12 protein-coding genes and 1 other annotated feature are annotated in these 12,323 nt (G+C 59.9%); of the genes, 6 read left to right on the top strand and 6 right to left on the bottom strand.

Annotated features, from left to right (window positions below; genetic code table 11):
- Window positions 1-119: 119 nt before the first annotated feature.
- The 5 genes from DRF71_RS23995 to DRF71_RS23975 form a co-directional block, all read right to left on the bottom strand.
- On the bottom strand, window positions 120-677 hold the full coding sequence (locus DRF71_RS23995) for a hypothetical protein (RefSeq protein ID WP_157971265.1): 558 nt from the start codon (window positions 675-677) through the stop codon (window positions 120-122).
- Between the two features lie 108 nt (window positions 678-785).
- Complete coding sequence (locus DRF71_RS23990; RefSeq protein ID WP_112312967.1) at window positions 786-3,644, bottom strand: UvrD-helicase domain-containing protein; 2,859 nt, start codon at window positions 3,642-3,644, stop codon at window positions 786-788.
- Window positions 3,645-3,806: 162 nt separating this feature from the next.
- Window positions 3,807-4,208, bottom strand: a complete 402-nt coding sequence (locus tag DRF71_RS23985; protein ID WP_112312966.1) for a CHAD domain-containing protein — start codon at window positions 4,206-4,208, stop codon at window positions 3,807-3,809.
- A gap of 53 nt (window positions 4,209-4,261) precedes the next feature.
- Entirely contained in the window at window positions 4,262-4,579 is a 318-nt protein-coding gene (locus DRF71_RS23980; RefSeq protein ID WP_112312965.1) for an H-NS histone family protein, read from the bottom strand.
- A gap of 87 nt (window positions 4,580-4,666) precedes the next feature.
- Window positions 4,667-5,341 (bottom strand): NYN domain-containing protein, encoded by a 675-nt coding sequence (locus DRF71_RS23975; protein ID WP_112312964.1) that lies wholly within the window; start codon window positions 5,339-5,341, stop codon window positions 4,667-4,669.
- 195 nt (window positions 5,342-5,536) lie between these two features.
- On the opposite strand from DRF71_RS23975, the gene DRF71_RS23970 reads away from it, so the two are divergent.
- From DRF71_RS23970 to DRF71_RS23945, 6 genes are all read left to right on the top strand, one after another.
- On the top strand, window positions 5,537-6,733 hold the full coding sequence (locus DRF71_RS23970; RefSeq protein WP_112312963.1) for a DUF932 domain-containing protein: 1,197 nt from the start codon (window positions 5,537-5,539) through the stop codon (window positions 6,731-6,733).
- 143 nt (window positions 6,734-6,876) lie between these two features.
- On the top strand, window positions 6,877-7,077 hold the full coding sequence (locus DRF71_RS23965) for a hypothetical protein (protein ID WP_112312962.1): 201 nt from the start codon (window positions 6,877-6,879) through the stop codon (window positions 7,075-7,077).
- Window positions 7,070-7,510 (top strand): JAB domain-containing protein, encoded by a 441-nt coding sequence (locus DRF71_RS23960; protein WP_112312961.1) that lies wholly within the window; start codon window positions 7,070-7,072, stop codon window positions 7,508-7,510. The genes DRF71_RS23965 and DRF71_RS23960 overlap by 8 nt, the downstream gene beginning before the upstream one ends.
- A gap of 396 nt (window positions 7,511-7,906) precedes the next feature.
- On the top strand, window positions 7,907-10,066 hold the full coding sequence (locus DRF71_RS23955) for a ParB/RepB/Spo0J family partition protein (protein WP_112312960.1): 2,160 nt from the start codon (window positions 7,907-7,909) through the stop codon (window positions 10,064-10,066).
- Window positions 10,067-10,159: 93 nt separating this feature from the next.
- Complete coding sequence (locus tag DRF71_RS23950) at window positions 10,160-10,474, top strand: hypothetical protein (RefSeq protein ID WP_112312995.1); 315 nt, start codon at window positions 10,160-10,162, stop codon at window positions 10,472-10,474.
- A gap of 629 nt (window positions 10,475-11,103) precedes the next feature.
- Complete coding sequence (locus DRF71_RS23945; RefSeq protein WP_112312959.1) at window positions 11,104-11,427, top strand: DUF736 domain-containing protein; 324 nt, start codon at window positions 11,104-11,106, stop codon at window positions 11,425-11,427.
- Window positions 11,428-11,506: 79 nt separating this feature from the next.
- Here the strand turns inward: DRF71_RS23945 and DRF71_RS23940 are convergent, their stop codons facing one another.
- The gene (locus DRF71_RS23940; RefSeq protein ID WP_198672346.1) at window positions 11,507-12,049 is read right to left on the bottom strand and encodes an AAA family ATPase; all 543 of its coding nucleotides are present in this window, start codon (window positions 12,047-12,049) and stop codon (window positions 11,507-11,509) included.
- A gap of 204 nt (window positions 12,050-12,253) precedes the next feature.
- Window positions 12,254-12,311: a sequence feature (sul1 is cis-regulatory element that is thought to sense ions involved in sulfur or methionine metabolism; They are found in Alphaproteobacteria), on the top strand.
- The last annotated feature ends 12 nt before the right edge of the window (window positions 12,312-12,323 follow it).

Raw genomic sequence — 12,323 nt, 5'->3', positions numbered from 1 at the left:
TCGCCGTTCTTTTTATGAACTAGCCGTAATTGGCGGCGATAACACGCCTAAAATCTAACGCTCTCCACATTCAAGCTTGAGGCATACACCGGGTCGCCGCCGTAGATTTCACTTCGTCGTTAAGCCGATGGAGATACCTCGTTTACGGCGATGACGTCCAAGAGCTTGATCCGCCCACTATCAACGGCAGCCACCTTTCTCTCAGATGTCTCGTCATCTTCTGTGTCATTGTGTTGGATCGGCGCCCAGTTTCCTATCGAAGAAACGTATGCGAGTACGTTTGTGTGGACGCGATTATGACTGAAAGACACAATTTCCCGACTGGCATCAATCTTTAGAGAATCCTTCAAGAACTTTATCAGAAATGCCCCGATGGCCTGCGAAACAGCTGATCTGAATTTTTCGGTCTCTAATGGGCCTCCAAAGGATGCGGAGCCGCCAGGTGCTGCAACCGCGAAATAGTAATCCGTGCAGGTATAGTAGGCAAAGTATGGACTACCAGACTTGCAGAGGAATGCGATCTCCATGATCTTACCCTCAAAGTGATCCTTTGGGAACCTTCTGGCAGACTCTCCAGTGAAAAGTATCTGTCCGTCGCGAGTTATTGAAATGACTTCTAAATCGTGCCCCATGACGCGAAGCTTGCTCTGGGCTTCCTTCCTAAAAAGGCCAAACACTGACGTTCCTTCCTCTGTATGCTCTTCGTTGCTATGTTCTGTTTTGCGTTCGATTTTGGCTAAGGAGTCGTAGGCATCGCGACGAGCCAGATTTTCTGGCTCATAATATCATCGTGTTCGGGTTCTAGGCGTGACGGAAGCCAGCTTGAATCCGCCCGCACCCTCTATTTGTTCTGCTTCACGTAATCTGATTGCCGTCGCTGATGCCTTTCCTGTGCAATCAGGGTAGCGAATACAACTGAAAAAATCTCCGTAGCGCCCGTGTCTTTCTACAAGCCAGCCATCCGAGCACTTCGGGCATTGATGGTGGTTGGTCCCGCAATGTGAGCATTCGAGGCCCCCCAAAGGTTCTGAAACTGTGGGCATCCCGATCCCGCAGTGGTTGCAGGCTGGCAAGTAGTTGCTGCACATGAGGCTGTGCTCGCATCTGTACCATACTCGTCCATCCCGCGCGGGCGCGGGAAGCAAGCGGCCACCGCATTCTCTGCAAGGGATATGCCCTGCCATCGATCCGGTCGAAGTTGCTAGACCATACTCGGTATCGGAAACCAACTCCCGTACGAAGCATGAGGGCTCGGCTTCGGACGCCAGCAGCGTGACGGTTGAGCGTGCACGGGTCATCGCCACATACATGATCCGCCGTTCTTCGGCGTGTTGGAATGGCTCTCCTTCCGGTGAGACCAAGCTCAGGATCGGATCATCGGTGATTTCGGACGGGAAACCGTACTTGCCGTTGTTGCATCCAAGTATGATGACGTGATCGGCCTCCAGCCCTTTCGAACCGTGAACTGTTTTGAAGCTCAACGACAGCTTCGGGAATTTTCGTCCGATAGCCGCCATATTCTCCGGTCGCTCGTGGTGATACCTCGCCAAGAGAAGAACGCTAGCCACCTTGCCTGTGCTGCGATCCTTGGCACTGAGCTCCGCCAGGTTCGTCAAGGTTTCCAGGAGGTCGCCCTCCTGCTTAGCTTTTTTCGTCCAAACCACACGAAGCGCAGGGCCCGCTGCTTCGCCGGCCGGAATGATCGTCTTTTCTATTTGTGCTGGATTTTGAAGAATGAAGCGTCGCGCTGCGAGAGCGATTTTGTCTACCGATCGGAAGGTGCGGCCGAGGTCGACGACTTGATGGATGTCCCTTTTTGGGCCGAACTCACCGCCGAATTTGGAGCCAAAGTCGCGCATGATATGGATGTCCGCCCCGGCAAAGCGGTAGATAGACTGCCAGTCATCCCCAACCGCGAAAATTCGGGCATCTCGATGCTGGGCCTTCAAGGCACCGACAAGACGTGCCCGATCTTGCGAGATGTCTTGGAATTCGTCGACGAGGATATGCCGGAACGGGCTTTGATAAGCCCCGCTGCCGACGTATTCGGTGGCTCGAAGAACCATGTCCTCGAAGTCGATTCTCTCGTTCAGCTCATGCTGATATTGGCGGAGAACGGGATCAAAGACCGTCAGAAACGCCCTGCCACGGCCGCCCATGTTGAGCTTCTCCGCCTTTGATCGGCAGGCTTCTACGGTATAGCTGCCGCCTTTGAATTGAAGCAGGAACGTGCCAAGTAGCTGCGTAAAGCTATCGACATGTCCCATCTCGACGACGCGGTCATAGATGGACTCAAGTGGCCGCGGTCGTATCGTTACGTGCGGCCCAAGTTTTTCAGCCAACGCCTCGAGAAGGCGCCCTTCTTGGCGTTCGTAGCTATAGGTTTCGATGAGTTGGGTTTCAAAGCTGGCATGTACTTTCCGCTTCCAGTCCATCGACGTGAGGTATTCTTCACGATCAACGAATGGGGCGGTGACCAAGCGATCAGGTAGACCAAATAGCGATTTCTCTTTCCGGACACCGAAATGCTCGAGGTATATGCCGCTCTCGGTTAGGCGAAAATCTGGAGTATATCCTCGACGCCCTGATTCTGGGAGGCGGTGTTCGTACAGCGGCTCGTACTCATACTCGATGCCGTTTCGATACAGCCAGTTAGCGATCAGAAATTCTTCATAGCTGCGAACTTTTTCGCCTTGAAGCGTTCGAAGATTGAGGCTTTCGACATGGGTATACCACGCATGCTTGGTCTCGTAGTCCCATTCGCTGCCGCAGTTGATGGGGAATTGAGTGAACCAATCGACAATCAAATTCGCGATTTTTTCGTCAGTCGCGACCAGATGCCGAAGAATCCGCCGGATCACCTCAGAATACAGTTTCTGGTCTCCGGCATGCGAAGCAAGAGGTGGTTTGGTGCCCTCAACTTGACCGATGATGTGGTAGGCCAACGCATGGAATGTCCACGCCTTGACGGGCACGTTACAGGTCCGGCCCATGCGGGTGGCCATCTCATTTGCAGCCTCTTTCCCAAAGGCCAACGGAAGAATTTGTCCTGCCTCACGGATTCCCGATTTCAGCAGGTAAGCCGCCTTCGCGGTGATGACGCTCGTTTTGCCTGACCCAGCACCAGCCAGGACGAGGGTGGCGTCTTCTTCGCTGAGCACGGCACGCCGCTGTTCGGCTGTGAGCGGCTGAGACTCGACTCCATCGAGAAAGCGCTCCCATAGGGCGAGCTCGCGATCCATGTGGGCGGCTATGGCGCCTTCTCTGGCAAGTTTGGGATCTTTCAAGAAGCCCCGGATCCGAGCACAAACGCTCTTGTCCTCAATCACGCTTTCTACGCGAGCCAGTTGCTGCTTTAAGAAGCCTTGATATTTCGCAGCCTCGGAGAGGATCGGAGGCGTCAAGCAAGCTGCAGGGTACCCAGAAGCGCTTTCAAGCCAGCCCAAAGCCGCCGCTAACTCGTGAAACTTCGCGACATCCCAGGTAGTTTCCGGCCTCCGGTGCTCAATCTCCGTAGGAGTTAGACGCAATTCAGGGCGCGTACCGATGGTCCGGTGTGACGGAACTGATGCCTGTCGGCGCGATGCGCCGAAGAGATCTCCGACCAGTCCGATAACTGCGGCACCGATCAGCCACTCAATCATTGCATAAACCGCTCACAGTTGCCTTTTGAAGCTTCAGCTTGACTGACCCAAGTGACGTTTGTACGGCCGAAAACGTTCGCCAATGCGGCTATATATAGTGGAAGTTGGACGTGACTTTCTGGGGGCTCAAGCTTAACGGGCAGTGGCACGGAGATAGCAGGCTTAGCTAGGGGTTTCCGGCGCATCAGGCCCGACCGTTTCACGCAGCTTTTTGCCCGCAAGGTTCCAGTCGTGCCTGGGTTCATCCCAGTTTTTGGTCGAGGTGAGCTGTCGGTCCAGGTAGTCACGAAACTCTTGTTCGCCGACCCGCAACTGGAATGTGTAGAGCCGATTGACGACTTCGCGCATCAAGTCACGCATCTCGTCATCGCTGATCCTGGAGACCTCTGACCATGGGATCTCTCGGCCGTTGGCGTCGGTCACAATCACATCAGAGTAGTCCCCGGTAAGGCTGACCACTCCGGGGCCTGCATGCAGGGTTTCAAGACAAGTATTACGAACACAGATCAGCGCCATGGCCTTGGACAAGACAGACGCAATCTTACGCTCAAGGTCATTGGGCATGGCTTCCTCGTCTCGCAATGCGAGCGAGGGTCTGACGTTCCCCGCAATGTTGATCAGATAGCGAAATCTTCGAGCGATTTTCCGACGGCCAGCGCGTCGCCGATCCAGCCCGGTTTCCGTCCGCGACCAGACCAGGTCAGTTCCGGGTTTTCGGGATGACGATATTTCGCGACCGAAGGAGAACGCTTTCGGCTCGGTACCGCTTCGGCAAGATCTTCGAAAGAATAGCCGAGTTCGCGGGCCAACTCGTCAACCTTGGCGCGGGCTTCGGCTTTCCGGCGCTCCTCAAAGGAAGTGATCGCCCTAGCGACTGACTTTTCCAGCTGCTTCAGTTCGCTTAGCGACAGCCCGTCGAGGTTGAAATCAGTCATCGGCGTCCCCTTTGATCCTGTTCATTGATAGGACAGTGAAACTGCTGCTGCAATTGCCTTGGTGTCCATATCCCGATGATCGCGGGCTCATGTGGCTGCAAAGCCGTCAGGCCGGAATCTTACCATTGCATCCGGTCCGCGCGGATCAAGGGAATAGAGCATCGGGCGGGCGACGAGGTAGGCGCGCCATGTCCGCTCCGCCAGCGTGCTGATCCTCACGCCGTGCTGGCTGTGCATTCTGGGGGCGAGTTCGGCGATCCTCATTCCGGCGCCCTTTTTGCTATGGGTCGCGATCATGCTGCGGATCTGAAGGTCGAGCAGTGCCGGATTGGATGGCTGCTTTGCTGGTCTGGCTGTGGGCGCGCTCTGTCCGAGCTCCAGAAATTCCAAGCATGAGGCGCGGAAGCTCTGGGGGGCCTTTGCCTCTCCTGCGCCGATCACGGTTGCGCCGCGCTCGCGTAGCCGGGCGGCCAGATGCGTGAAATCACCGTCTGAGCTGGCGATCAGGAAGTTCTTGATATCGAGTGAAAACAGAAATTCGATGGCATCGACGGTCAGCAGAAGGTCGGCCGCGTTCTTGCCCGTGCCAGCATGTACGAGCCTAAACCCTGCTGCGCTGTGCCAGTCAGATATGCGCTGAGCATCCATATAGACCCGCGCAATCCGTGCACCGCCGCAGGACTTCGCTTTCTGCAAGATCGCAGCAGCATGCTTTGCGCTGATATTGTCGCCATCCACGAGGATGCAAACTGTCCCGGTCATGCCCGCTCCCAGTAATTCCGCAGGTGATATTGCCGGAACAATGCGGTCAGAATTCGGCGGAAGCAGGTTTTCCTCCCGTTAGGAATGCCAGCCCATAGGTAAAAGCCCGATCGAGAGTGAGAGCGCGGCTGGTTTGCCGGTGACGGGTCAGGGCTGGGGGAGAGGCCTCCGGCGGCCCGTCGCGGAGTGACTGTCATGAACACTATGCAGATTCTGGAACCCGCGCGCCCGGTGCGCGGCGGCTACAAGGTGGACGTCAGCCGGGGTGAGCGCAACGGTCGGGTATCGTCCGAATGGTTCAACCGGCCGGATGATGAGCGCTATCTCTCGCTCGATGACCTCTGGGCCTCGGTCAAGGCGCGCTCGGAACGGAGCACGTCCCGCATCGTCGAGACGGCAAAGATCCATGTCGAGGCCAGCCGCGACAATCCCGAGCGGCTGCAGCTGATCCTGCCGAAGGCGGATGCGCCGCTGGCGCCGACCCATTGGGCATTTGGTCAGCTCGCAAGTCTGGTCGGTGCGCCGGCAGCCTATCTGCGCCAGCTGCCCGCGCCGCTGGCTGGTATCAATCTGCAGTATGGCCTCTCGGGCCATCGGGCCGAGCAGATCAAGACCTTCGAGACCGAACATGGCAGGACGGAGCTGCGCGCAGTCACCGGCCCGGACTATGGCCGGATCTATGACCACGAATTGGTCGAGGCCGTGCAGCGCATCGCGGGCAATGGCACCGGTGATACCCGCTGGAAGGTGCCGGGCACACTCGACTGGTCGACCGGGGTCTATAACCCGGACGTCGACATCACCCGCGACACGACCACGCTCTATGCCTCGGACCGTGATGTATTCCTGTTCCTTGTGGATGATCACAATCCGATTGAGGCGGGCAAGCTGCCCGATGGATCGCCGGATCTCTACTTCCGCGGCTTCTACTGCTGGAACTCAGAGGTCGGGGCCAAGACCCTTGGCATTGCCAGTTTCTACCTGCGCGCGGTTTGCCAGAATCGGAACATCTGGGGGCAGGAGGAATTCCAGGAGATCACCATCCGCCACTCGAAATATGCCGCCTCCCGCTTCGCGCATGAGGCCGCCCCGGCGCTGACCCGCTTCGCCAATTCCTCACCCTCGGGGTTCATCAACGGGATCAAGGCGGCCCGTCAGCAGATTGTGGCCCGGACCGACGAGGACCGGGAAACCTTCCTGCGCAAGCGCGGTTTCTCGAAGCTCGAGGCGGGCAAGATCATCGATAAGGTGCTGGTGGAGGAGGGCCACCCGCCCGAGAGCATCTTCGACTTTGTTCAGGGGATCACGCGTCTCGCGCGGGACAAGACCCAGCAGGACACCCGGCTTGAGCTCGAGGGCAAGGCCAAGAAGCTACTCGAGCGCGCGGGCTGAAGCCCCTCGCGCACTCATTCTTCCCTTCACCTCGCGGCAGCCCGGCTCCTGGCCCTCGGTTGCCGCGTGCCTTCCCATCCCGGCCTAAAGGCCCGCAGTCCTATAGGCGCGGGCGGCGGGCTTCTCATTCCGCGAGACCCCTGATGCAAACCTTCGACGAAAAAGTGGATACCGCTGTTTACGCCGCCTTCATGGCTCTTGGCCTTTCGGTTGCCACGAATATGGAGCTGGCGATCCGGCTCAACGACTTCATCACCCAAGAATTCCAATTCGTCGTGTCAGATGATGACGACGATGGGGGCGCAAGGCTTGCCGGCGGGCCCGGAGGCCGGGCCGATGACTGAGCAGGAGCAAACCGTCATCCTTGAGGCGCGTGAGATTCTGGCGCGTTATTTCAACCAGAACCCGATGCTCTCCTCGTGGCAGGCCGTGCTGGACTATTGTGCTCTGGCTGTGCGCGGCGAGGTCGAGTGCTTTCACGTACTCTACCTGGACCGGAAAAACCGGCTGATTTCCGATGTTCGGGTCTCCGTCGGCACGGTCGATCATGTGCCGGTCTATCCGCGCGAGGTGCTGAAACGTGCGCTTCTGATGAACGCGTCGGCGCTGATCCTGGTCCATAATCACCCCAGTGGTGATCCCGAGCCTTCGGACGCCGACTTGAAGATGACAAAGGAGATCCAGAAGGGCTGCAAAACGCTGGGTCTTACCCTGCATGATCACATCATCGTCGGTGCTGGCAGGGAAATCAGCCTGCGGGCACGGGGGGATATCTAAACCCGCCCCATCGGGCTGAAAAAGAAAGCCCCGGCGGTATGCTTGGCAGGGACCTGCCGGGGGAACAATGTTACTATCCCTCGCGGCAAGGCGCTGATCAAGGGAATGCCGCCGCCGGGCGCTCTTACGCGCATATCTCGCGCGAGCAGTGTCAATACGGTCGTGGTTCAATATTGCCGAGGCATCCCGAGGCTCCCGCTTTCTGGGAGGCCTGCCATGCTCCTGCTCTCCTCGGCCGACCACAATCCTTTGGGTCCGCCAATGGTGATCCGGTTCCGTCTGTGTAGGGCTTTCCCCGCGATCACACGGCTAGAGGGAGAGCGGGGCGGGGTTTTCGATGACGGGTTGGTAGCCGGAGAGAAGGTCTCGCTGGCGCCCGTCCTCGGAGTATCTGACATGGCCACTGCCGTTCAGAAGATCACCCTATCGTCTTCGCGCGACATTCCCTTCAACAAGCTGGTGCTGAGCCAGTCCAACGTCCGCCGCGTCAAGGCCGGCGTTTCGGTCGATGAACTGGCCGAGTCCATCGCGCGGCGCGGGCTGATCCAGTCCCTGCACGTTCGCCCGGTTCTGGGCGAGGATGGCACCGAGACCGGCCTCTACGAGGTGCCCGCCGGTGGCCGCCGCTTCCGCGCGCTGGAAGTGCTGGTGAAACAGAAGCGCCTTGCCAAGACTGCACCGGTCCCCTGCATTGTGTCCGATGCATCCGATGAAGTGCTGATCGACGAGGTCTCGCTGGCCGAGAACATCGAACGCGCGCCGCTGCATCCGGTGGACCAATTCCGCGCCTTCCAGACCATGCGCGAGAAGGGCATGACCGAGGAGGCGATTGCGGCCGCCTTCTTCGTCGATGCCAAGGTGGTCAAACAGCGCCTGCGGCTGGTTTCGGTCGCGGCCGCACTGCTCGAGATATACGCCGAGGATGGCATGACGCTGGAGCAGCTGATGGCCTTCACCATCTCTTCGGACCACGAACGCCAGGTTCAGGTCTGGGATGCGGTGAAGGACAGCTGGTCGAAGGAGCCCTATCAGATCCGGCGCATGCTGACCGAGACCACGGTGAGGGCCTCCGACAAGCGCGTCACCTTCGTCGGCATCGATGCCTATGAGGCGGCAGGTGGCTATGTGCTGCGCGATCTCTTCCAGCAGGACGATGGCGGCTGGCTGCAGGATGCGGTGCTGCTCGACCGGCTGGTGAACGAGAAGCTGAAAGTCGAAGCCGAGATCATCGCCGCCGAGGGCTGGAACTGGATCGAGGTCGCGGTCAGCTTCCCCTACAGCCATGCTTACGGCATGCGGCAGCTGATCGGCACTACGGTCGATCTGACCGAGGACGAACGCGCCACCCGCGAAGCGCTGCGCGACGAATACGATCGGCTCGAGGCCGAGTATTCGCAAGCGGACGAATACCCCGACGAGGTCGATGCCCGGCTGGGCGAAATCGAGAAAATCCTCGGCGCCTTCGAGATGCGGCCGAAGATCTACGATCCGGCGCAAATGGCGCGGGCCGGGGTCTTCGTCAGCCTTGATGTCGATGGCACACTGCTGATCCAGCGCGGCTATGTCCGGGCGGAGGACGAAGCACCGCTGGAACCGGAACCCGAGATTGTCGATCCCGAGACCGGCGAAGTCCTGCAGCGCGCCGAACCGGAAGCCAGCCATCAGCGCGCGGTCATCACCCTCGGGAGTGAAAAAACCACCGCGCCCGAGGAGGAAGAAGACGAAGGCGAGGCGATCAAACCGCTGCCGGAACGCTTGGTGATCGAACTGACCGCGCATCGGACCCTCGCGCTGCGGGATGCTGTCGCGAACAACCCGCGCATCGCGATGACGGCGCTGCTCCACCGGCTGGTGCTCGACTGCTTCGGCATCCGCAGTTCGGGCAACGCGCTGCAGGCCCGCGTCAGCGAAGTGCATCTGTCGGTGCAGGCACCGGATCTCGGTGATTCGCTCCCGGCGCAGGCCATCGACGAGCGGCATGCGGCCTGGCGGGCGGATATCCCGCTCGATGACGGCCATGATCGGCTCTGGGACTGGCTGCATGCCCTGGGGGAGGCGAGCCGTCAGGCTCTGCTGGCGCATTGCCTCAGCTTCGGGGTCAACGCGCTCTATGAGCGTCCTAACCCCTATAGCGGCAATGGCATCAGCCAGCATGGCCTGGATCGCCGCATGCATGAGGCGGATCGGCTCGCGCGGATGACCGGTCTCGATCTGGTCGAGACGGGTTGGAAGCCGACCGTCGCCAACTATCTCGGCCGCGTCACCAAGGCGCGCATCCTCGAGGCCGTGCGCGAGGGTGTGGGCGATCAGGCGGTAGAACTGATCGACCATCTGAAGAAGGGCGAGATGGCCGCGGAAGCCGAACGGCTGCTGGCTTCCAGTGGCTGGTTGCCGGAGCCTCTACGGATGGACGCCCAGGATGCCGGCGCAGACGCGGCGGATGCCAGTGGCGCCGAAGCGGACGCCTTGCCTGACTTCCTCATGGGCGACAGCGAGGACGAAGAGCCTGCCGAAGATGAGGAGCAGGATCAGGCGCATCCCATCGCCGCAGAATGATTTCCATGCGGGGCAGCTCCGGCCGCCCTGCACCCATTCGATCCATCCTGCCCGGTCCTTGTGACCGGGCTTTTCTTTTTGGAGCACGTCACTATGTCGCGTTCGACCGATATCGACACGATCTTCGCCGAAGATCGTAGCAACCCGCCCAAAGAGCGGTGCTTGCCCTGGGAAGAGTCCCGGGATGGCCTTTCTGTCGTCGTGGAGCCGAAGCCCAACTGGGCGGACGACTTGCGGGTGTTCCGGCTCGATCAGCGGGAATACTGCCACTATGCAGACTGGCTGGCCTCCGGCGGTCGCGCCCGATTTTATGGTCATATGGACACCAGTGGCGCGGACGTGCTGTCGAGAGCCCGAACGATGCTTGCGCGCGAGATTGCCGAGGGGCTGTGGGATGAGGTGACCTGAAACGGCGGCACCGGCCTTTCGTCCTTGGCCATCGGTTGGCGGTTTCCCCCCGGTCGTTATGGGCTTGCACGGATCGGCCTTTCCCTCTTTCCGGCCTCTTTGATCGTGGGTTCCGTGGATCCGTGGCACGCTCTGATCGCGCTCAATGCCCAGTCCCTGTTTCCGGTCGAGCGCGTGGGCGACAGGTGACCATCCAGCGGCCCGTCCATATCCGATCTGGTGCGGGGCCCTGCCCGTGGCGGCAGGGTCGGTGGGGAGGCGCGCGCACTGGCCTGTTCACTGCCTTGGTGATCATCGCCGGTGGTTGCCAGTCGGATCTTCCTGCCGGTTCCTTCAGGATCGCCGCTGTCTCCTGTCTCTCTGGTGGGTGCGGGACCGCTCGCATGCGTCCTCTGTGATGGGCTGATCTGGACGAAGACCAGCGCGCGAGCGCGCTTCGACGTCTCGGCGCAACAGCGTCGTTGAACTTTCTTCCCCTGGGCTTCGCCCATTCCTCGCGGAAGACAAGAAAGCCCTGCCTGTGCTGTCAGGGTCCCGGGTGGGACTGCGCCGGCCGTCGTCCTCGGCCTGTCGATCGCCATCGAGGCCGCACTGGAGCGGGCCCGAACACGAGAGAATGGAGACAGACAATGGCGACCATCGGCACCTTCAAGAAGACCGGCAACGAATACACCGGCGAAATCGTCACCCTGAGCGTGCAGGCCAAGGGCGTGCGCATCGTCCCCGACCTGCGGGCCACGGGCGACAAGGCTCCGACGCACCGGATCCTGGTGGGCCGCGCGGAGATCGGCGCCGCCTGGTCGAAGCGCTCGACCGAGGGGCGGGACTATCTGGGCCTGAAGCTGGACGATCCGAGCTTCTCGCACCCGATCTTCGCGAACCTCTTCGATGACGAGGACGGCGAGGGCTACAGCCTGATCTGGTCGCGCCCCAACGGCAACCGGGGGGAATGATCCCCCAAACCACAAGGCCCCGGTCGAAAGACCGGGGCCTTAGCTCTTTCAGCCGCATGTTGCTGGCTTTTCCCTCAAGTCAGCGCTGCGAAATTCGGCTGGCAACGAAGTCGGCCCTCTCTTCAATCCCTGCCAGAGGCAATTCGACAAGTTCATAGCCGAGACGCGCATAGGTTGCTGCCATGACTTTTGCCGTTGCGATGGCTTCCTCCGGATCCTGCTTGCGCTCGGTGTCCTGCGTGAAGATCGCCTCCCAATAAGGGGCGAGAAAGACCAGCCGATTGTAGCGAAACTGCTTCGCCGCTGCGCGTATGTGGCCGGGGACGGGCAGGTCGCAAAGTGTAAGATACCCCAGAACATCAGGAAGCCCGCGATCCATCATAACCGGGCTAGGCAGGGTGACGGCCTCGCGGTAAGAGCGCAGCTCCCATCCCAGCATCTGTTCGGCGAACAGCACCCGATCTGCCCAAGGCAGCGCAGAGCCGCCGATCTGCACCTGATCCTGGATGATGGCGCGCCCGGCCTCGGGCATGGTGTGTAGCCCACGTTTTGCAAGCACATCAATCAGGCTGCTTTTGCCCGATCCGGGTCCGCCGGTCACGACGAACATGTGGTCACCCATGTGACACCTTTGGATATATTGCGGGGGGATGCACCAACGTGGTCCTCTAGGGACCGGCAGGGCTTGCGAGTAACAGCGTAGCTGCTGCGGAATCTTGCGGCAAGCCGCTTTGCAGTTGTGCATGGGAAAGCAGGCTTTCCAGCTGTGGAGCTGATCTTCGCCTTGTCGTGGTCGATCTCGACTTCTATCAATGGTCTCGAAACGCATGGACCCGGGTGTGATCCCCGGGTGGCTCTTCCGGCCGCCGATCCGCCGGACAACCTGAAAAGCCCTT

Origin of the sequence: Pseudogemmobacter bohemicus (genome assembly GCF_003290025.1) — a bacterium.
In the GTDB taxonomy this organism is placed as follows: Bacteria; Pseudomonadota; Alphaproteobacteria; order Rhodobacterales; family Rhodobacteraceae; genus Pseudogemmobacter; species Pseudogemmobacter bohemicus.
Note: the sequence above shows the minus strand (reverse complement) of the source record. Positions and strands in the feature narration are given on the sequence as shown.

Excerpts from the sequence above, each read along its gene's own strand:
- DRF71_RS23945 (WP_112312959.1), top strand. The coding sequence starts at position 11,104 with ATGGCGACCATCGGCACCTTCAAGAAGACCGGCAACGAATACACCGGC.
- DRF71_RS23990 (WP_112312967.1), bottom strand. The coding sequence starts at position 3,644 with ATGATTGAGTGGCTGATCGGTGCCGCAGTTATCGGACTGGTCGGAGAT.
- DRF71_RS23955 (WP_112312960.1), top strand. The coding sequence starts at position 7,907 with ATGGCCACTGCCGTTCAGAAGATCACCCTATCGTCTTCGCGCGACATT.
- DRF71_RS23960 (WP_112312961.1), top strand. The coding sequence starts at position 7,070 with ATGACTGAGCAGGAGCAAACCGTCATCCTTGAGGCGCGTGAGATTCTG.
- DRF71_RS23970 (WP_112312963.1), top strand. The coding sequence starts at position 5,537 with ATGAACACTATGCAGATTCTGGAACCCGCGCGCCCGGTGCGCGGCGGC.
- DRF71_RS23975 (WP_112312964.1), bottom strand. The coding sequence starts at position 5,341 with ATGACCGGGACAGTTTGCATCCTCGTGGATGGCGACAATATCAGCGCA.
- DRF71_RS23985 (WP_112312966.1), bottom strand. The coding sequence starts at position 4,208 with ATGCCCAATGACCTTGAGCGTAAGATTGCGTCTGTCTTGTCCAAGGCC.
- DRF71_RS23940 (WP_198672346.1), bottom strand. The coding sequence starts at position 12,049 with ATGGGTGACCACATGTTCGTCGTGACCGGCGGACCCGGATCGGGCAAA.
- DRF71_RS23950 (WP_112312995.1), top strand. The coding sequence starts at position 10,160 with ATGTCGCGTTCGACCGATATCGACACGATCTTCGCCGAAGATCGTAGC.
- DRF71_RS23980 (WP_112312965.1), bottom strand. The coding sequence starts at position 4,579 with ATGACTGATTTCAACCTCGACGGGCTGTCGCTAAGCGAACTGAAGCAG.
- DRF71_RS23965 (WP_112312962.1), top strand. The coding sequence starts at position 6,877 with ATGCAAACCTTCGACGAAAAAGTGGATACCGCTGTTTACGCCGCCTTC.